The organism is Pararhodobacter zhoushanensis (genome assembly GCF_025949695.1).
Taxonomy (GTDB): Bacteria; Pseudomonadota; Alphaproteobacteria; order Rhodobacterales; family Rhodobacteraceae; genus Pararhodobacter; species Pararhodobacter zhoushanensis_A.
The window spans coordinates 1,189,087-1,208,065 of record NZ_JAPDFL010000001.1; the positions used below are offsets into that span (position 1 = coordinate 1,189,087).

General features: G+C 67.6%; 18 protein-coding genes and 2 pseudogenes. 11 read left to right on the top strand and 9 right to left on the bottom strand.

Features of this window, described 5'->3' with window-relative positions; all coding sequences use genetic code 11:
- Window positions 1-11: 11 nt before the first annotated feature.
- Window positions 12-554, bottom strand: a complete 543-nt coding sequence (thpR, locus tag OKW52_RS05810) for an RNA 2',3'-cyclic phosphodiesterase (RefSeq protein WP_264504876.1) — start codon at window positions 552-554, stop codon at window positions 12-14.
- Between the two features lie 111 nt (window positions 555-665).
- On the opposite strand from thpR, the gene OKW52_RS05815 reads away from it, so the two are divergent.
- Window positions 666-1,019, top strand: coding sequence for a DUF6455 family protein (locus OKW52_RS05815; RefSeq protein ID WP_264504877.1), 354 nt, complete (start codon window positions 666-668; stop codon window positions 1,017-1,019).
- Between the two features lie 57 nt (window positions 1,020-1,076).
- On the opposite strand, the gene OKW52_RS05820 is transcribed toward OKW52_RS05815, so the two are convergent.
- The 5 genes from OKW52_RS05820 to ccmI form a co-directional block, all read right to left on the bottom strand.
- On the bottom strand, window positions 1,077-2,702 hold the full coding sequence (locus OKW52_RS05820) for a BCCT family transporter (RefSeq protein ID WP_264504878.1): 1,626 nt from the start codon (window positions 2,700-2,702) through the stop codon (window positions 1,077-1,079).
- Window positions 2,703-2,859: 157 nt separating this feature from the next.
- Window positions 2,860-4,395 carry an ATP-dependent DNA helicase gene (locus OKW52_RS05825; protein WP_264504879.1) on the bottom strand — a complete coding sequence of 512 codons (1,536 nt, stop codon included), beginning with the start codon at window positions 4,393-4,395 and terminating at the stop codon, window positions 2,860-2,862.
- A gap of 311 nt (window positions 4,396-4,706) precedes the next feature.
- Window positions 4,707-4,952 carry a DUF1289 domain-containing protein gene (locus tag OKW52_RS05830; RefSeq protein WP_264504880.1) on the bottom strand — a complete coding sequence of 82 codons (246 nt, stop codon included), beginning with the start codon at window positions 4,950-4,952 and terminating at the stop codon, window positions 4,707-4,709.
- A gap of 58 nt (window positions 4,953-5,010) precedes the next feature.
- A complete protein-coding gene (gene ruvX, locus OKW52_RS05835; protein WP_264504881.1) occupies window positions 5,011-5,484 on the bottom strand; it encodes a Holliday junction resolvase RuvX in 474 nt (157 codons plus the stop codon).
- A complete protein-coding gene (ccmI, locus tag OKW52_RS05840) occupies window positions 5,481-6,725 on the bottom strand; it encodes a c-type cytochrome biogenesis protein CcmI (protein WP_264504882.1) in 1,245 nt (414 codons plus the stop codon). The genes ruvX and ccmI overlap by 4 nt, the downstream gene beginning before the upstream one ends.
- Before the next feature lie 234 nt (window positions 6,726-6,959).
- Here ccmI and OKW52_RS05845 point away from each other — a divergent pair, with 234 nt between their 5' ends.
- The 10 genes and pseudogenes from OKW52_RS05845 to OKW52_RS05890 all read left to right on the top strand — a co-directional run bounded on the left by OKW52_RS05845 (window position 6,960) and on the right by OKW52_RS05890 (window position 16,149).
- A complete protein-coding gene (locus tag OKW52_RS05845) occupies window positions 6,960-8,207 on the top strand; it encodes a sarcosine oxidase subunit beta family protein (protein ID WP_264504883.1) in 1,248 nt (415 codons plus the stop codon).
- A gap of 99 nt (window positions 8,208-8,306) precedes the next feature.
- A complete protein-coding gene (locus OKW52_RS05850) occupies window positions 8,307-8,816 on the top strand; it encodes a hypothetical protein (protein ID WP_264504884.1) in 510 nt (169 codons plus the stop codon).
- 73 nt (window positions 8,817-8,889) lie between these two features.
- Complete coding sequence (locus OKW52_RS05855) at window positions 8,890-9,330, top strand: hypothetical protein (RefSeq protein WP_264504885.1); 441 nt, start codon at window positions 8,890-8,892, stop codon at window positions 9,328-9,330.
- A gap of 171 nt (window positions 9,331-9,501) precedes the next feature.
- Window positions 9,502-9,705 carry a hypothetical protein gene (locus OKW52_RS05860; RefSeq protein ID WP_264504886.1) on the top strand — a complete coding sequence of 68 codons (204 nt, stop codon included), beginning with the start codon at window positions 9,502-9,504 and terminating at the stop codon, window positions 9,703-9,705.
- Window positions 9,706-9,935: 230 nt separating this feature from the next.
- Window positions 9,936-10,217, top strand: a complete 282-nt coding sequence (locus OKW52_RS05865) for a hypothetical protein (protein ID WP_264504887.1) — start codon at window positions 9,936-9,938, stop codon at window positions 10,215-10,217.
- A gap of 189 nt (window positions 10,218-10,406) precedes the next feature.
- The gene (locus OKW52_RS05870; RefSeq protein ID WP_264504888.1) at window positions 10,407-10,727 is read left to right on the top strand and encodes a sarcosine oxidase subunit delta; all 321 of its coding nucleotides are present in this window, start codon (window positions 10,407-10,409) and stop codon (window positions 10,725-10,727) included.
- A pseudogene (locus OKW52_RS05875) lies at window positions 10,727-13,695 on the top strand (sarcosine oxidase subunit alpha family protein). The gene OKW52_RS05870 and the pseudogene OKW52_RS05875 overlap by 1 nt, the downstream one beginning before the upstream one ends.
- Window positions 13,688-14,245: a sarcosine oxidase subunit gamma gene (locus OKW52_RS05880; RefSeq protein ID WP_264504889.1), complete on the top strand. Its 558-nt coding sequence runs from the start codon at window positions 13,688-13,690 to the stop codon at window positions 14,243-14,245. Before OKW52_RS05875 ends, OKW52_RS05880 begins: the two are co-directional and overlap by 8 nt.
- A gap of 250 nt (window positions 14,246-14,495) precedes the next feature.
- Complete coding sequence (locus tag OKW52_RS05885) at window positions 14,496-15,155, top strand: SDR family NAD(P)-dependent oxidoreductase (RefSeq protein ID WP_264504890.1); 660 nt, start codon at window positions 14,496-14,498, stop codon at window positions 15,153-15,155.
- Window positions 15,156-15,318: 163 nt separating this feature from the next.
- Window positions 15,319-16,149: a LysR family transcriptional regulator gene (locus OKW52_RS05890; protein ID WP_264504891.1), complete on the top strand. Its 831-nt coding sequence runs from the start codon at window positions 15,319-15,321 to the stop codon at window positions 16,147-16,149.
- On the opposite strand, the gene OKW52_RS05895 is transcribed toward OKW52_RS05890, so the two are convergent.
- The 3 genes and pseudogenes from OKW52_RS05895 to argB form a co-directional block, all read right to left on the bottom strand.
- The gene (locus OKW52_RS05895) at window positions 16,108-16,932 is read right to left on the bottom strand and encodes an alpha/beta hydrolase family protein (protein WP_264504892.1); all 825 of its coding nucleotides are present in this window, start codon (window positions 16,930-16,932) and stop codon (window positions 16,108-16,110) included. The genes OKW52_RS05890 and OKW52_RS05895 overlap by 42 nt on opposite strands.
- 13 nt (window positions 16,933-16,945) lie before the next feature.
- Window positions 16,946-17,452 carry a SixA phosphatase family protein gene (locus OKW52_RS05900; protein ID WP_264504893.1) on the bottom strand — a complete coding sequence of 169 codons (507 nt, stop codon included), beginning with the start codon at window positions 17,450-17,452 and terminating at the stop codon, window positions 16,946-16,948.
- A 647-nt stretch (window positions 17,453-18,099) separates the two neighbouring features.
- Window positions 18,100-18,966: pseudogene (argB, locus tag OKW52_RS05905) on the bottom strand (acetylglutamate kinase); the annotation flags it as partial.
- Window positions 18,967-18,979 lie beyond the last annotated feature (13 nt).

Here is an 18,979-nt window from a genome sequence, read left to right on the forward strand (position 1 = left end):
CGGGTGCAAGGTCAGAAGCGGAACGGATAGCTGGCCAGCGGGTCATAGACCGGCCCGTCCGCGCGCAGGGTCGAGCGGGTGAGGATCAGCTCGGGCGGGGTCCAGGGCGGGCTGGTGAGCGGGCCCAGCGCGCCGATGGCGCTGGCCAGCGTGCCGGGCAGCATCTCGCCCTTGCGAAAGCGGGCGAGGGTGATGTGGGGCACGAATTTGCGCGCCTTGACCGCGATCCCGATGCGCCGCGCGGTTTGCGCCAGCTTGGCCTGCAGGGCAGTGAGCACCGGGTCAGGGGCAATGCGGGCGTAAAGCGCGTCGGGGTCATTGCCGCCGAAGGTGCCCAGCCCGTCGATGCGCAGGGTGGGGGCCGTCAGGGACAAGCCGTCGAGCGCGTAGTGCAGTTCCTCCAGCAGCGGCTCGGGCTGGCTGTCCAGAAACACCAGCGTCACGTGGAAATTTTCCTCGGGCACCGGGCGCGACAGGGGCAGGCGGTGCTGCGCGACAGTCAGCGTGTGGACCACGGGCAAAGGGACCGGCAGGGCAAGAAAAGTGCGGATCATGGGCACGGGGTATCCCTGAGGTTGAGCCAGATCAAGGAAAACGAAAGGTTGTCAGGTTTTATTGAGGTCTGAGGTTAGCCAAGGACGTATCGGGTGACGGAAGGACAGACCATGAAAGAACGCTTCCTGAAGATGTTTCGGCGGAGCCGCGATCTGAACGCCATCGCCGAGATGAGCGAGGCCGATCTGGCCGATATGGGCGTCAGCCGCGCACAGGCGCAGGCGCTGGCGGCGGTCGAGGATTCGGTGCCCGTGCGTCTGGCCGAGATGGCGCGTTCCCAGCACGTGCCGGAGACGGTGCTGGCGCGGGACCGCGACAGCTGGCACGAGCTGGTGCACCGCTGCGCCGAGTGTCATGACGTGCCCGCCTGCGAGCGGTATCTGGCGCGCGAAGAGGGAATGGATGCCGAATCCGTGGCCTTTTGCCCCAACATGGCGATGTTCAACGCGCTGGCGGCGCGCTGAGCGCAGCAAAAAGGGCGACGCACTGCGCCGCCCTTTTTCGTTTCCCTGAGGGTCGCGTCAGTCGCGCGGCTCGTCCATCAGCCCGCGGACCAGTGCGTAACAGGCCAGCAGCAGCACGATGGCGAACGGGAAGCCCGTCGAGACCGCCATGGCCTGCAACGCCCCCAACCCGCCGCCGATCAGCAGCGCGATGGCCACCAACCCTTCGAACGAGGCCCAGAAGACCCGCTGCGCCACCGGCGCATCGACCTTGCCACCGGCCGTGATCGTGTCGATCACCAAGGAGCCGCTATCCGACGAGGTGACGAAGAACACGATCACAAGGATGATCGACAGAAGCGAGGCGATCCAGGTGAACGGCAGTTGCGTCAGCATCTCGAACAGTTTCAGCTCAAGCGCCGCGTCCTGTGCGCCGGTAAAACCGTTGACCACCAGCTGGTCCAGCGCGGTGCCGCCCAGAATGGTCATCCACAGGATCGACACAGCCGTCGGGATCAGCAGCACGCAGGTGAGGAACTCGCGCACGCTGCGGCCCCGGCTGACGCGGGCGATGAACATGCCGACGAACGGTGACCAGCTGATCCACCACGCCCAGTAGAATGCGGTCCAGCCCTGCGAGAAGTTGGCATCTTCGCGGCCAAACGGGTTGGACAGCGGGATCAGCTCGGTCGCGTAGGCGCTGACGTTGTGGAACAGGTCGGCAAACAGCGTCGTGGTCGGTCCGGCGATGATGATGAACAGCACCAGCAGCGCGGCCAGCCCGAGGTTGATCTCGGACAGGATCTTGACCCCGCCGTCGAGCCCCCGCAGCACCGACACCAGCGCGGCACAGGTTATCAGCGCGATCAGGATGATCTGCGCGGTCACGCCGATCTCGATCCCGAACAGGTAGTTCAGCCCGGCATTCGCCTGCTGCGCGCCGATGCCCAGCGAGGTGGCAAGGCCGAACAGCGTGGCAAACACCGCCAGAATGTCGATGACATGGCCCGGCCAGCCCCAGATGCGCTCGCCAAAGATCGGGTAGAACATTGAGCGGACGGTCAGCGGCAGGCCCTTGTTATAGGCAAAAAGCGCCAGCGACAGACCGACGATGGCATAGATCGCCCAAGGGTGCAGACCCCAGTGGAAGATCGTCGCGGCCATGCCCAGCGCATGCGCCGCGGCGGCGTCGCCCTCGGCCCCGCCCAGCGGTGCCCAGTCGGTGCGCAGCCCGTTCTCAAGCGTGACGCCCCCGAACGAGGTCGAGTAGTGGGTGATCGGTTCGCTGACGCCGTAGAACATCAGGCCGATACCCATGCCGGCGGCAAACAGCATCGAGAACCAGCCGGCATAGCCGTAATCCGGCGTCGCATCGCGCCCGCCGATCCGAACACGGCCCAGCGGGCTGATGATCAGGCCAAGGCAGACCAGCACAAAGACATTGCCGGCCAGCAGGAAGAACCAGTCAAAATTGCTGGTCAGAAAGTCACGCAGCCCGGTGAAGACCGGACCGATGGTGTTCTGAAAGGCCATGGTGACGATGACAAAGGCCACCACGCTCAGCCCGGAAATGGCGAAGACCGGGTTGTGGATGTCCAGCCCGAACAGCTGGACATTGTTCTGACCGATCTCGAAATCGGTGTCGATGATATCGGCCGGGCCTTCCGGTGCGCGGATGGCTTCGCCGTCTGTGGAGTCCGTCATACGTTCCCTCCTTTGCGCCGTTCAGGCTTGATCCCGGGTCGAGCGCCCGGCTGAAAGGAGGGGTAACAGGTCACAAAGCGACATCGAAGGCTAAAAGCGACATCTTTGCAGTCAAAATATGCATTCTGCCTGCCGGTTAAGCCACGCGCCTGCGAGTCTACTCGTCTTGAATCGCCAGCGTGAGCGGCGCGGGGCCTCCGCCCAGATCGTCGATTCTCAAAGGTCCGGTCGGTCGCGCCAGCCGGTTGCGCACCACCCAGTGCAGGCGGTGTTCGGCCCGGGTGATGGCGACATAGGCGAGGCGTTTCCACAGCGGCAGCCCGGCCTCGGTCCGCCCGGCGCGGGCGGCGGCGTAGAGGTCGGGGGCGAAGACCTGCACCTCGGGCCACTGGCTGCCCTGCGCCTTGTGGATGGTGACGGCGGCGCCGTGCAGGAACGCCGCCCCCATGTGGTGCGCGAAGGGGATGAAGGGCTCTTCCTCGCCTTCGCGCTCGATCTTGACGATTGACGCGACCGAGGTCTGCGGGTCCTCGGCCCCCATGACATGCAGGCGCGAGAAGCCGGGGCGCTTGCCCGGTCCCAGATAGATGCATTGCGCGCCCTTGATCAGGCCGCGCGCCTCCAGATCGACGCGCTTCTTGCGGTGCTTGAGCGGCAGTTCAAGCCCGTCGCAAATCAGCGGCTCACCGGGCAGCAGTTCGGTTTCCGGCGCGCCATGGGCGGCGCGAAAGGCGTGGATCAGGCGGATGCGCGTGGCGTTGCGCCAGACCAGCACGGGCGAGCGCGCCATCAGATCGCTCTGGACCCGCTGCGCCCAGACCACGCGGTCATCCTTGCGCGCAGCGGCCTCGATCTGCGCCTCGAAGGTTTCAAACGTCAGGTCGGGATCGGCCAGCGCATGCGCCAGATCGAGGATCGGGTTGTCCTGACTCTGCCGGTGAATGCGGTGCAGCTCCAGTTTTTGCGGCGCGGGCAGGGTGTCGAACACCATCTCGCCGGACTGGCCGACCGGGGCCAGCTGGGCGGGGTCGCCAAACAGGATCAGGGTCTGGAACAGCTCGTGCAGATCGGTGAACTGCCGCGCGTCCAGCATCGAGCTTTCGTCAATGAAGCCAATGTCCAAGGGATCATCGCGCCGTTTCCAGCCCTTGATGAAATCGCTGCCCCTCAGGCCTGCGGCCGCCAGCGCGCCGGGGATGGATTTGACCGTCTCGTAGAACGCCTGCGCCCGGTCGAGCGCGGTGTCGCCCAGATCGGGCATGTCGGGGCGCGGGCCGTTGCCGGCCAGCCACTCGGCGATCTTCTCGTATTCGGGGTCATAGACCGGGGTGTAGAGAATGCGGTGAATGGTCGTCGCGGGAACACCGCGGTTGCGCAGCACCGACGCGGCCTTGTTGGTCGGCGCAAGGATCGCCAGCGTCCGCCGCTCGCGCCGCCGCCGTCCTTCGTAGTCACCGCTGACGGTTTCCACCCCGGCGGCGATCAGGGCCTTGGTCAGTTCGGACAGCAGCATCGTCTTGCCCGACCCGGCCTTGCCCAGCACGGCCATGACGGTGTTGTCACTGTCCAGATCGGGGGCCGAGATATCTTCGTCGAGAATATCGATCCCGGCCTTGGCGAGCACCTCGGCCATGCGGTCCCAGGCGGCGGCCTGGTCATCGGAAAACGTCACGGGAAGGGGCGCGGCTGTCATGGCGCCACCCTAGGCCAAGGGGCGGGGAGAGGGAAGCCGGGGAGAGCGGCGCTCGGGCCCATCGAGGGCCCTCGCGCCGCGTGGGTTGCCACCCACACCCTCTTCAAGGGAGGCGCACGCGCCCCCTTGAAAATCCCCCCGTGGATATTTTCAGACAGAAAATGAAACAGGTTTAACGAAACCTTATCATCTGTCCTTAAATATCCTGGGGGGTGAATTGGCCGTCAGGCCAAGAGGGGGGCAACGCCCCCCTGCCCGGTCGCCCGAGGGCGCGGCGGCGACAGCCGACAGGGGCCGAGGGCGAAACCCGCTCAGGCCTCGTTCAGCCGCGCGTCGCGGCCGCCGCGGCGTTTTTTCAGCAAGGTGGCGCGCTCGGGCAGGGCGGCGGTGACGCTTTGGCGCGCTTCGGGGCTCAGGGTGGACCACTCGGCGATCTCGTCCAGCGTGCGGTAGCAGCCAGCGCAGATCCCGACCCTTGGGTGGATCACGCAAAGCTTCACACAAGGACTGTCGAGTTCGGTGCGCATCCAGATCGTATCGGTGGAGAGTTTGTTCATCATGATCTTCCAGAACCGTCGGGCCAAGATACCGCTGCGGCGGGCTGATTCCAGCCTGTCAGCGACGCATCACGGCGATTCTGTCCAGCACGCCCTGCAGGATGAACCCGGCGGCGACGTGGTCGATCACCTGTGCGCGTTTCGCGCGCGAGGTGTCAAAAGCCAGCAGCGCGCGTTCGGCGGCGACGGTGGAGAGGCGTTCGTCCCAGAAGCCGATCGGCAGGTCGGTGAGCCGTTCCAGATTGCGCGCAAAGGCGCGGGTGGATTGGCAGCGCGGGCCTTCCGAGCCGTCCATGTTCAGCGGCAGTCCCAGTATGAACCCGGCCAGCGCCTTGGATTTGGCGATCTCCAGCAGGCGGGCGGCGTCCAGCGTGAATTTCGACCGTTTCACCGTTTCCAGCGGCGTGGCGACCGAGCGGCGCAGGTCTGACACGGCCACTCCGATGGTTTTCTCGCCAAGGTCCAGCCCGGCCAGCGCGCCCTGCGCGGGCAGGGCGGCGAAGAAGGCGTCGGGATCGGCAAAGACGCTCATTCGCCGAACCCCGCGCTGCGGGCGGCGGCGTCGATCTGCGCCAGCCCCTCGGGTTGGTCGGCGAACACCAGCCGCGCTTCGGCCCAGATCGCGCGGGCGCGTTCCTGCTGGCCCAGCACGCCCAGAGCGCCGATCAGCCGCGCCCATTCCTCGGCCGTGCCGCCCTGATTGGCCAGCCGCGAGGCCGGACCGTCGACCATGCCGCCGATCATCTGCTGGCGATCCTCGTCCGACATTTCCGCTGCTGCCTGCATATCCTCGGCCGTGGGGCCGCGCCCGCCCGTTGCCACCGGGGGCAGGGTGTAGCGCACACCGGCGATCTGCGAGAGTTCCTCGATGGTGCCGCGGATCGCGGGCACCCACGGATCGGTCGGCTGGCTGTCTTCCAAGAGCCCGCGCCACAGGCGGAAGGTCAGGTCGGGCCGCCCGGTCTGGGCGAACATCAGCCCGAGGTAATAGCGCGCCGTGCCGTTGCGCGGGTCGCGTTGCAGGATGCGGTCGAGCACGACCTCGGCCTGGGCCGAGACCAGCCCGCCGGTGGCCAGCACCATGCTTTCGCCCAGTGCCACCAGATCCTCGACCGGCGCCTCCTCGCCCTCAAGCGCGATCAGGCGGGCCCAGGCAGTGGCCGCGGCGGCGTTGTTGCCGATGTTGCCCTCGTTCACCGCCAGCAGGCGCAGCCCGCGGGGATCGTCGGGGCGTTGTTCAAGCGCGGCGCGCAATTGCGCCATCAGGTCGAGGTATTGCTGTTCGACCTCGGGCGCAGGCGGGCGCGTGGGGTCGGCCTGCCATGCGGCCTCCATGGCGTCCTGACTGAGCCGGGCTTCGCGCAGATCGTTGGCGGCGGCGTAGCGGGCGCTCATCGGCATGTCGCCGTACAGCGGCGTGCCCTGGTTGAAGTAGAGCGCGAAGGCCCCCAGCGGCACGGTTAGCACAAGGACCAGCGCTACCCATTTGGCCGCGCTGGGCGATTCGCGCAGTGCGCGGCTGCCGCGACGGTCGGCATCCAGCAACCGACGCGCGGTTTCGGCGCGCAGGCGCGCGGCTTCGTCATCGGGGATCACGCCGCGCGCGCTGTCGCGTTCGATCTCTTTGAGCTGGTCGGCATAGATGCGCATCTCGCGCTTCTGGCCCGAGTCGGCCCCCTGCACCTGCGCGCCCCGGCGCAGGCCGAGCACGACCAGAGCCGCCACAAGCACACAAAGGGCCAGGGCCGGGCCAAAGAACCACCAGATCGCCATGCAAACTCCTGTTTCGCGCCCCCTCCCATAGCCGGTTGGCGCTCAATAAAAAAGCCAAACCGCCCTCACCTTGCCGCGACAAAGGGCGCGTCGGGGGCTGGCGGGGTGCGACCAGTCGGCGCAGGATTGGGGCCATGTCGGTTTTGTCCGCATTGTGCCGCTTGCAGCCAAGGGTTTGATCGCCTGCGGCCCCATCACCGCACAAAACCGCGGCCCAACGCAGGGAGTGCGCCCATGACTCGGTATTCGGTCTTTGCCATCGCGCGTGAAGCGATGCGCCAGCACAGCGGCTGGACCCGCGCCTGGGCCTCGCCCGAGCCCAAACCGCATTACGATGTGATCATCGTCGGTGCGGGCGGGCACGGGCTGGCCACGGCCTATTATCTGGGCAAGAATTTCGGCATCACCAATGTCGCGATTATCGAGAAGGGCTGGCTGGGGGGTGGCAACACGGGCCGCAACACCACGATCATCCGCTCGAACTATCTGCAGGATCCGTCCGCCGCGATCTATGAAAAGGCGCGCAGCCTCTATGAGGGGCTCAGTCAGGACCTGAACTACAACGTCATGTTCAGCCCGCGCGGCGTGATGATGCTGGCGCAGACCGAGCACGAGATCCGCGGCTACAAGCGCACCGAGATGGCCAACAAGCTGCAAGGCGTGGAAACCCGCTGGATCGGTCCGGCCGAGGTCAAGCGGCTGGTGCCGATCATGAACATCGACGGCCCACGCTATCCGGTGCTGGGCGCGCTGTGGCAGGCGCGGGGCGGCACCGCGCGGCATGACGCCGTAGCCTGGGGCTATGCGCGGGCGTGTTCGGACATGGGCATGCATGTCATCCAGAACTGCGAAGTGACGGGCATTGAAAGCGTCGGCGGCAAGGTGTCCGCCGTGCAGACCACCAAAGGCACCATCGGTTGCGGCAAGCTGGGGCTGGTTGTGGCCGGGCATTCGGGTCATCTGGCCGCGATGGCCGGGTTCCGGTTGCCGATCGAATCGGTGGCCCTGCAGGCGATGGTTTCGGAGCCGATCAAGCCCTGCATGGACGTGGTCGTCATGGCCAACACGGTGCATGGCTACATGAGCCAGTCGGACAAGGGTGAGATGGTGATCGGCGGCGGCGCGGATCATTTCAACAACTACACCCAGCGCGGCTCGTGGCAGCATATCGAGGAAACCACCCGCGCGCTGATCGAGACCTTCCCGATGCTGTCGCGCCTGAAGATGCTGCGGCAATGGGGCGGGATTGTTGACATGACCGGCGACCGCTCGCCGATCATTTCCAAGACGCCCTTGGGCAATACCTTCATCAACTGCGGCTGGGGCACCGGCGGGTTCAAGGCGATCCCCGGCTCGGGCTGGGCCATGGCCGAGATGATCGCCAAGGGCGAACCGGGGCCACTGGCCGCCGAGTTCTCGATGTACCGGTTCCGCGAAGGCAAGTTCATCGACGAGAGCGTCGCGGCGGGGGTCGCGCACTGATGCAGATCGCCCGGGGCCAGAGTGAACCGGACGCGCGTCTGGCGCGACTGACGGGTCAGTGCCCGTCAGTCCCGGGCCTGTCAGTCCCGGAGATCCCTTATGGCCGCGAAAGAAACTCTCAAACCGACCTCAGCGCTGCGCGCCGTTTCGGTCACGCTGCTGCTGGCAGCGGGCTATGGCGCGTGTTCGGCGCTGGTGCCGCTGATCAAGCTGGATGCGCTGATGCTGATGCTCGCCGTGCTGGCACCGGTTGCGCTGCACATGGGCCTGATGCGCGGGCTGGTGCCCAATCTGCTGGTCGGGCTGCTGAGCGGCGCGCTGGCCGTGGTGGCGATGTGGGCGGTGTGGTTCGGGTTCGAGCATGGCTGGACCCCGCTGTGGCACATGGTGCAGCACGGCCCCAAGGCCATCACCACAACGCTGCGGCATCTGGCGGCGACCACCTCGGTCAGCGTGACGATGAGCGGCACGACCACGACGCACGGGCCCGACACGATGCGCCTGCTCTGGGCGCTGGAAACCGCGCTGATCGGCGGGGCACCGGTGCTGGGCGCGCTGTTGTCGCCGATCGGTCAGGCGCGCATTGCCCGGCGGGTTCCCGCCACCTGAGGGTGCGCCGGTGGAACCGCGCAGCCTTCCCGACTGTTTTTTCCCCAAGCACACAGCACTTGGAGAAAAGCACATGGCTTACACGACCAACGGACCCGCGCCTTACCCCCACAACACCGGTCAGGCCGCGCAGCCGGGCGATCCCCGTCTGTCCCAGCCTGCCTATCAGGCGCCGCAGTACCGCGAAAAACGCGACGGGGTGGGCATGTTCGGCATCGGCATGGTTGTTGCCGCGCTGGCGCTCATCGTCGGCGCTGTTGTCTGGGGCGCGGCCGAGAACGACGCAGCCCCCGGCGCGGCTGTCCCCGGTGCGACCGGTGGCAATACCACGGTCAACATCGTGCCCGAGCCTGCCGCGACCCGCACGCCGCCCGCTGACACGGTCGAGCGCACCGCGCCCGTCGAGGCTGCTCCGGCTGCGCCTGAAGCCCAGCCTGCGCCGGTTGAGCCTGCTCCGGCGGGCACCAACCTCGGCCCGATTGATCCGGCACCGGCCCCGGCTCCGGCCAACTGATACCTGTCCCCCGACCGGGCGCTTGCGCGCGCCCGGTTGCTCCCGCCTCTCCCGGGCGGGCCGGAGCGTCGGGTCGGCTTTGCCGAACCCGGCGCTTCGCGTCGCGGGGAACCCAAAGGCCACGGCGCGCGTTCTTCTGGCAACACGTCTTTGCACAGGAACGCCTTCATCATGTCTCAGAATTCCAACACCCCGTCTAACGGCAACAGCACCGCTATTGCCCTCATTGTCGGCGCGCTGGTCGCGCTGGTCGCTGTGTTGGGCTGGTATGTCCTTGCGCGTCCCAGCGATGACGTCACGATCACCATCGACGGGGGCGGCTCGGCGCTTGAAGACGCTGCAGGCGCGGTCGAAAACGCCGTCAACGGCAACTAACGCCCCCTCCCTCCCCCTTACGACCAAGCCAGTAACGAAGCCGGTCGCGGCACTGCCGCGACTGGCCTTTTTCCAGCCTGCGGCGTGTCGGCGCAGCACGCCATCGGCCCGTCATCGGCGGATCCCGGCTCGGCGGAAGCGCGCCAGCCTGCGCGCCGGTCGCGGAACCCCGGGGGCAATGTCCGGGTTTCCCTTTCCTACGCAGCATACGCAGCAAAGGAGAGGTTCCCATGGCGTATCATGACGAAGCGCGCAGCGCGCGCCAAGACCGGGTCCCCGGCACTCCGCTGGGGTACGAAACCAGACAGTCAGGCACAGGTGTCGGCGGCATCCTTGTCGGCGCAGTGGTTGTGCTGCTGCTCATCGCAGCCTTCGTCTTTGGTGGACGGGGCAGTGACGAGGGCAGCCTGTCGGCACCCAATACGGCCGCGCCGGCTGACGTCGCTCCCGCGCCCGCAGCCGTCCCGCAAGAGGGTGATGCAGCGCCAGCACCGCTGGTCCCGGCCGAATGACCTGACGGGTCATGACCTGACGGGCCTCGTGCCCTCGGACCTCGGGTGCGGTCACGCATCCGGGGTCGCTTTGCGCCCTGCAGCCGCAGCCCTTTCGTTCCTATCCACCGTCCCCCTGACCGACCCGGCTGGTCGCGGCATTGCCGTGGCCAGCCCTTTTGCATGCCGCGCATGTGCTACGGAGGCTTCATGCTTTTGCTGACCTGTCCCTGCTGCGGTGTCACCGCCGAGGAAACCGAATTCGCCAATGGCGGTGAAGCGCATCTCAAGCGGTTTGGTCCGGGTTCGGATGATGCCGATTACGAGGCCTATATGTTCGCCCGCAAGAACCCGCGCGGCGTGCATTTCGAGCGCTGGCGCCACATCTACGGCTGCGGCAAGTGGTTCTTGATGGCGCGCTGCACGATGACGCTGGAGGTGTTCGGAACCTACCCCGCGCAGACCAGCGAACCGCCCGCCGAAATTGTTGCCAAGATCAAGGCCCGCCGGCCTGAATGGGAGGGCTTCTGATGAGCCATCGTCTGGGAACCGGGGGCCGGTTGATCGACCGCACCCGTCCGATGGAATTTTCGTTCAACGGCAAGGCGATGCGCGGCTATGGCGGCGACACGCTGGCCTCGGCCATGCTGGGGGCGGGGCAGGTGCTGGCCGGGCGCTCGTTCAAGTACCACCGCCCGCGCGGGGTTGTGGCCTCGGGCGCTGAAGAACCCAACGCGCTGGTGGGTCTGGGCGAGGGGCAGCGGTTCGAGCCGAACCAGCGCACCACCACGACCGAGCTGTTTTCGGGGCTCAAGGCCACCAGCCAGAACCACTGGCCCAGCCTTGAGTTCGACGTGGGCGCGGTCAATTCCAAACTGTGGCGCTTCTTCCCGGCGGGGTTCTATTACAAGACCTTCATCGCCCCGCGCCCGTTCTGGAAGCATGTCTACGAACCGATCATCCGCCGGTCCGCCGGTCTGGGCAAAGCCCCGGCGGCCGAGAGCCGCGATGCGGATCGCTATGAGCAGATCTACGCGTTCTGCGACGTGCTGGTGATTGGCGGCGGGATCGCCGGTCTGGCGGCGGCAAAGGCGGCGGCGGACAAGGGGCAGCGCGTCGTGCTGGTCGAACAGACGGTGGCGTTCGGGGGCCGGGCCGTGGTCGACGGCGCGGTGATCGACGGGCAAAGCGCCGACGCCTGGGTCGCGGCGCAACTCGCGGCGCTGCACGGGATGGCGAATGTCACGGTGCTGAGCCGCACGATGGCCTCGGGCGTCTACGATCATGGCTATGTGCTGGCCTATCAGCGCGTTGCGGATCACGAGCCGGGCGCGGACAAGCCGCGCCATCGGCTGTGGCGGGTCCGCGCGGGGCATGTGGTCACGGCAACAGGGGCGATCGAGCGGCCCTTGAGCTTTGCGGGCAACGATCTGCCCGGCGTGATGCTGGCGGCGGCGGTGCGCGATTATGTGGTCAACTGGGCGGTCAGCCCGGGCAAGCGCGTCGCCGTGGTCACCAACAATGATGACGCCTACCGCACCGCGCTGGCGCTGCACGCTGCCGGGGTCACGGTCGCTGCGGTGATCGACGCACGAGCCGAGGTGACGGGCGCGTTGCCCGCCAAGGCCCGCGCGGCGGGCATCCGGGTGCTGGAAGACACGGCGATCCGGCATGTCGAGGGCGGCAAAGCCGTCACCGGCGTGGCGCTCTGCCGCTTTGACAGCGACGGTGGCGCGGTGTTCGAGACGCTGGCCTGCGACGCGGTGGCGATGTCGGGCGGCTGGTCGCCGGTCGTGCACCTGTGGTCGCATTGCGGTGGCAAACTGACCTGGGACGAAAGCGGCGCCTTCTTCCGCCCCGATCCCAAACGCCCGCCGCTGGGCCATGACGGGCAGGGCTTTGTCACCGCCGTCGGCACCGCCAATGGCGTGCTGGATACGGCGGGCGTGCTGGCCGATGCTGGCAGCAGCGCTGTGGTGGAACCCGAGGTCGAAGCCCCGATGAAACCCGTCTGGATGATGCCCGCGCAGGCCGATTACGGCTTGCGGGCGAAGATGTGGCTGGACCCGCAGAACGATGTGAAAGTGTCGGACGTGCAGCTGGCCGCGAAGGAAGGCTATGCCTCGGTCGAGCATACCAAGCGCTATACCACGCTGGGCATGGCGACCGATCAGGGCAAGCTGAGCAACATCAACGGTCTGGCGATCCTGTCGGACGCGCTGGGCCAGCCGATCCCGCAGACCGGCACCACCACCTTCCGACCGCCCTATACCCCGATCTCGCTGGGCGTGATCGCCGGTGAGGCGCGCGGCGGCATCTTCCAGCCGCTGCGCAAGACGCCGATGCATGACTGGCACGAAGCGCAGGGCGCGCATTGGGAGCCGGTCGGCCACTGGCGCCGCCCCTACTGCTATCCGCAGGGCGCGGAAAGCCACAAGGATGCCGTGGCGCGCGAGATCAATCAGGTGCGCGGCTCGGTCGGGTTGCTGGATGCCTCGACGCTGGGCAAGCTGCTGGTCACGGGGCCGGATGCGGGCCGCTTCGTCGACATGCTCTACACCAACCTGATGAGCACCCTGCCGGTCGGCAAATGCCGCTATGGGCTGATGTGCAACGAGAACGGTTTTCTGTCGGACGATGGCGTGGTTGCGCGGCTGAGCGAGGACAGCTTCCTGTGCCACACCACCTCGGGCGGGGCGGACCGCATCCATGCGTGGATGGAGGACTGGCTGCAATGCGAATGGTGGGACTGGAAGGTCCATGTGGTCAACCTGACCGAACAATTCGCGCAGATCGCCGTGGTCGGGCCGAACGCCCGTAAGGTGCTGGAAAAGCTGGGCGGCATGGAGGTGAGCCGCGAGGCGCTGCCGTTCATGGAATGGCGTGACGGGGCGTTGGGGGGGTGCAGGCGCGGGTGTTCCGCATCTCGTTCTCGGGCGAACTGAGCTATGAGATCGCGGTGCCGGCTTCGCAGGGGCAGGCGTTCTGGGAGCAGTTGCTGGCGGCGGGGGCCGAGTTCGGCGTGATGCCGTATGGCACCGAAGCGCTGCACGTTCTGCGCGCCGAGAAGGGCTTCATCATGATCGGCGACGAGACCGATGGCACGGTGATCCCGCAGGATCTGGGGCTGAGCTGGGCGATCTCGAAGAAGAAGACCGACTTCCTGGGGAAACGCGGGATGGAGCGGACGGCGATGGTCTCGCCCGATCGCTGGAAGCTGGTCGGGCTGGAAACGGTTGACGGCTCGGTGCTGCCCGATGGCGCGCTGGCACCGCTGCCGGGCAAGACGCCGAACGGCCAGCAGGCGACGCAGGGGCGCGTGACCTCGACCTATCACTCGCCCACGCTGGGCAAGGGGATCGCCATGGGTCTGGTGCATCGCGGGCCCGAGCGGATGGGCGAGGTGATCGCTTTCCAGTCGGCCAGCGGTGGCGAGGTCTCGGCGCGGATCGTCGATCCGTGTTTCTATGACAAGGCCGGGGAGAAGCAGGATGTCTGAAGTGGTAAGTGCATTGGCCGGGGCGCGGGCCTCGGGCATGGTCGAGCTGGCGGATGCCGGGGCGACCGGAATGATCACGCTGCGCGGCGACCCTGCGGTGCTGGGCGCGGCGGTGCAGGCGGTGCTGGGGCTGGCGATGCCCGAGGTGCGGCGCGTGGTGGCGGGCGAGGGGGCGCAGGTGCTCTGGATGTCGCCCGACGAGCTGCTGGTGGTCACCGGGTATGACGCGGCGCCGGGGCTGGCTGCGGGGCTGGCGGCAGCGCTGGGCGATGCCTTCGCCACCGTCGCCGTGGTTTCCGACGCGCGCGCGGTGATCACACTCAGCGGCGCACAGGCGCGCGACGTGCTGGCCAAGCTGTGCCCGGTGGACTTTGCCGATTTTCCCGTGGGGTGCCTGCGCCGCACGCGCGCCGCCCAGGTCGCGGCGGCGGTGTGGCGCACATCGGACAGCGACTGGTCGCTGATCTGCTTCCGCTCGGTCGCGGGCTATGTCTGGGAGGCGCTGGCCACGGTGGCGCAGCCGGGTGGCGAGGTGGCGCTTTACCGCTGAGGGACACGGGTTGAGGTGTTGGCAAGGGGGGCTTTCTGCCCCCCTCTTTGCTGCGCAAATTCACCCCCGAGGATATTTAGAGAGCAAAGAGGGGCGTTAAGGCTTTATTAACCGCGCCCTCTTTGCTCTTCAAATATCCACAAGGGGGTCCGGGGGACGCGTGCGTCACCCGGGTGTTGGTGCGGGGCGCGGCGGCTGGGGGTTTCCTTGGCCTGCGTTGCGCTTTACCTCGTGCCCTATGACACGTCCCTTGCACCCCACCGCCCTCGTCACCGGCGCCAATCGCGGCATCGGTAAAGCCATCGCCGCCGGGCTCAAGGCCCGGGGCTGCCTTGTCACGCTGGGCGCGCGGGATGCTGCCGCAGGGCGGGTCGTGGCGGCGGAGCTGGGGGTCGGTTTTGCGCGGATCGATTTGCAAGAGCCGGACAGCTATTTCGAGGCCGTCACCCGCGCCGGTGGCTTTGATATTCTGGTGAACAACGCCGGGGTTCTCAAGGATGTGTCGCTGCTCGACCGCGGGTCGGATTTCGACGTGGCGATGGAGGTGATGGTGCAGGCACCGCTGGATCTGATCCGCCTGAACACGCCGCATTGGCGGGCCAGCGGCTGGGGGCGGATCGTCAATCTGTCGTCGGACTGGGGGTCGCATGCCGAGGGGCTGCAGGGACCGGGTGCGTACGGTGTCGCGAAGGCGGCGCTGAATGCGCTGACGCGGGCCTTGGTCCGGGATCTGCCGCCGGGCGTTAAGGTTAACGCGTGTGATCCGGGGTGGGTTGCCACGCGGATGGGCGGTGCCGGGGCGCCCTTGAGTGCCGAGGAGGGCGCCGATACGCCGCTGTGGCTGGCGCTTTTGCCTGAAGATGGCCCGACCGGCGGGTTTTTCCGCAAGCGGCAGCCAGCCGGCTGGTAGCGCCGCCCACATGCCTGACGGTCTTTCGATCCCGCGCCCGCAAGCGCGGGATTTTTCTTTGTGGCTGCGCAAATTTCGCTTGCTTGAGTTAACAAAATTAGGGTAAGAAAAATTGAGGCAAGAAAATATCAAGCACATGGCCGCCCAGCCCCCACGACCGAAATTGCCGCCGCTTACTGCGTTGCGCGCGTTCGAGGCCGCGGGACGGCTGGGCGGATTTGCGCCCGCCGCCCAGGAATTGGGCGTGACGCCGGGCGCTGTGACCGCTCATCTCAAAAATCTGGAAACCACGCTGGGGGTGACGCTGTTCGAGCGTCAGCATCGCGGTGTCTCGCTGACCGCCGTGGGCGCGCGGGTTCTGCCCGATTTCACCCGCGCCTTTGCCGCGCTGGACGCCGCCGTGCACCGGCTTGAGGACGAGGCCGCACCCGGGCTGGTGCGCATCGCGACCACGGCGGATCTGGCGCAGCTGTGGCTGTCGCCGCGTCTGCCCGCGCTCAGGGCCGCAGGGGTGCAGGTGGTGGTGGTGCCGATGGACTCGCCCGAAGCGGCGCGGGGGCTGGCAGAACTGGCGCTTTATCCGCAGGTCGGTGGCGCGATTCCCGCGCCCCTGATCGCCGTCGCGGCGCCCGGGTTTACCGGCGGGCTGGAGCCGGGGATGGCGCTGGTGCTTGCCGGGCCGCTGGGTAACTGGGCGCGTTGGGCGACTGCGGCGGGGCGCGCGGGGTTTGTGCCGCGCGGGCCGGTGCATGGCTCGGCCGCATTGGCGCTGGAGGAGGCGGCGAATGGTGCGGGGGTGCTGGTCATTGCGCGGCCTCTGGCCGAGGCCGCCTTGCGCGCCGGGCGGGTGGTGCACGTGTGGGGGATCGAGGCCGAGAGCGGTCTGGGGCTGGCGCTGTACCCGCTGCGCGCGGTTGCGCCGGGGTCGGCGACCGCGAAGGTGCTGGCGGCGCTAGGCGATCAGCGCGGGCCAGATGGCGGCGTTGCGGGGTGAAAACACCCGAACATGGCCAAGGCTTTCAAGCCCGGCATCGGCGGGCCTGAGCAGGCGGTGCTCCACCTGCGCGCGGGGGAACCACGCGGCCATTTTTTCGACGCAGGGCGCTGGCATCATGATGTCATCGGCCATGGCGACAAGGGTCAGCGGCCCGCTGTAGCCGGGTTGCGCCAACCCGCCCAAGGCCGGATCAGCGGGCAGACTGCCCCGGCTCAGCAGCCAGCGCCGCCATTGCCTGAAGACGCCCTTGGGCAGGCTCTGCCCCAGTCCGAAGCGCGCAGCGGGGAAGTGGTCGCGCCGCAGGCACGACAGCGGCCCTGCCACGTACCACAGCAGGGCGGCATAGGCGCGGAAGGGCCAGGGATGGGCGCTCAAGTGGCCGTGGCCTGCCGCGACGGTGATCACCCGGTCAACGCAGTCCATGCCGGGCTGAAAGCCCGCTGACATGCCGCCCAGCGAATGCCCGATCATCCACAGCGGCAGTTCGGGGAAATGCGCGCGCAGCCAGTCGCGGGCGGCGGCGGCGTCGTGGATGGCCCAGTCGGTCATCGTGGCGCGCGAGCCGCCGGGTTGACCCGACGCGCCGAAGTCGCGGTAGTCCCAGCACAGGACCGCCGCGTCACGCTCGACCGCCAGCCACTGCGCGAAAGGGTAATAGAACTTGGCAGGAACGCCGGTGGCCGCGTTGATCACCACCGCCATCTGCGGCTGTGGGACGCTGATCAGCGTCCCACGCAGGGCGGGGGTCAGGGCGACCGGCGCGGCTGTGACGTCGTTCATCAGGCCGGGTGCCTCAGGCAACGATCTCGCGCGGGACGATGAAGTCACGGGTTGCGCCAAGGCCGTAGGCCAGTTGCGCCCAGTCGTCGATCTCGAAGCTGGCGACGAGGGTGGCGCCGGTGGGGAAATGGCGGAACTCGGGCGACATCGGCGGCTGGGCGACGATGCGGGCGGCGAATTCGGCGATACCGGGGTTATGGCCGATGACCATCACCGTGTCGCTTTGCGCGTGGCGCAGCACGGCCATCATCACGTCAGGCCCGGCGTTATAGAGCGACGGCTTGAGCGAGAGGGTCGGCGAGCCGGGCAGCGCGGGCGCGATGCCGGACCAGGTCTTGCGGGTGCGCAGCGCGTCCGAGCACAGCACCTCATCGGGGACATACCCGCGCGAAGCCAGCCAGGTCCCCAGATCCGCAGCCGCGGCCTTGCCGCGCTCATTGAGCGGGCGGTCGTGGTCGGACATGGTGGGGTCGTCCCAGCTGGACTTGGCGTGGCGCGTCAGAATCAGGCGCTTGGTCATACGTGGAACTGGCTCATGTGATACTGGGATTGGGACTGCATTCTTGCATGGCTTTGTGACGCGGGGCAAGCGCGCCTTGCGCCGCAGCCATTGCTGAGACACGCGTCTCCGGCGGGCGTGTCGAGATAGGCGTGACATGCAGCGGTGTCATAGCCGTCCCTGCCCAGCGCGTTGACGGGGCAGGCGGTCCGGCAGGGTTGGGCCACGCAGGTGTCGCAGGGGTTCCGGCTGTCGGGCAGGGACAGCGGGAAGGGCAGGGCCAGCGCGCCGCGGAATGATACCCACAGGCCCGCGTCGGCGTGGACCAGCATGCCGACCGGGCTTTGCCACACAGACCCTGAGTCGCGCGCCCAACGCAGGAAGGGCGGATAGGGCGGGCCGTCCGAGGGGAACAGCGCCGTGCCGCCGAATCGTCCGGCCAGTGCGGAGAGGGTGCGGTGTGACCAGCGGTCGACGGGATCGGGCGTGCGGTCTTGCCATTCGGGCGAGGCTTGCAGCCGGTCCCACCAGACCGCGCCGCCCTGCGGGCCGATCAGGACCAGCGCGCAGGCGTCGGGCGGGCAAAAGCCGGGGTCGGGCCGGGTCACGGCGAGCGCGACCAGACCCTCGGCGTCGAGCGCGCTTAGAAGCTCACTCTTCGTGTCCACGGGGGTCACGCGCGGCGTGGTCGAGCGGATGATCGACCCGGCGCCATGCTCGGTGAACAGTTCCAGCAGGCAGGCGTTGGGCACCCGGCCATCCAGAATGACCACCGCCCGGACGCCCGCTTCCAGCGCGTCCAGCGCGGTTTCGGTCTTGGGGATCATGCCCCCGGCGATGCTGCCATCGGCGATCATCGCGCGGACCTGATCGGGGTGGATCTCGGTCAACACATTGCCAGCGGCGTCCTTGACGCCCGACACATCAGTCAGCAGCAGCAGGCGATCGGCCTTGAGCGCGCCGGCAATCGCCCCGGCAGCGGTGTCGCCGTTGACGTTGAAGGTTTCGTTCGCGCTCATCCCCGTGGCGACGGGGGCGGCGACGGGGATGATCCCGGCGTTGAACAGATCGCGCAGCACCTGCACATTCATCTCGACCGGGCGCCCGACAAAGCCCAGTTCGGGGTCGTCGGCAACGCAGACCATCAGGTCGTCATCCTTGCCCGACAGACCCACCGCGCGGCCGCCCTCATCCATGATCGCCTGCACGATGCGTTTGTTGACCAGCCCGGTCAGCACCATCTCGACCACTTCAACCGTGGCCTTGTCGGTCACGCGCTTGCCGCGCACGAATTCCGATTTGATGCCCAGACGGCCCAGCAGGTCGTTGATCATCGGCCCGCCGCCATGCACGACGACCGGGTTCAGACCGACCTGACGCATGAGCACGATGTCACGGGCGAATTCCGCCATGGCGTCTTCGTCGCCCATCGCGTTGCCGCCAAATTTGACGACCACGACGGCACCCGAAAAGCGCTGAAGATAGGGCAGGGCCTCGGACAGGGTCCGGGCGATGGCTTTCCAGTCGCGATTCATGTTCTGATTTCTC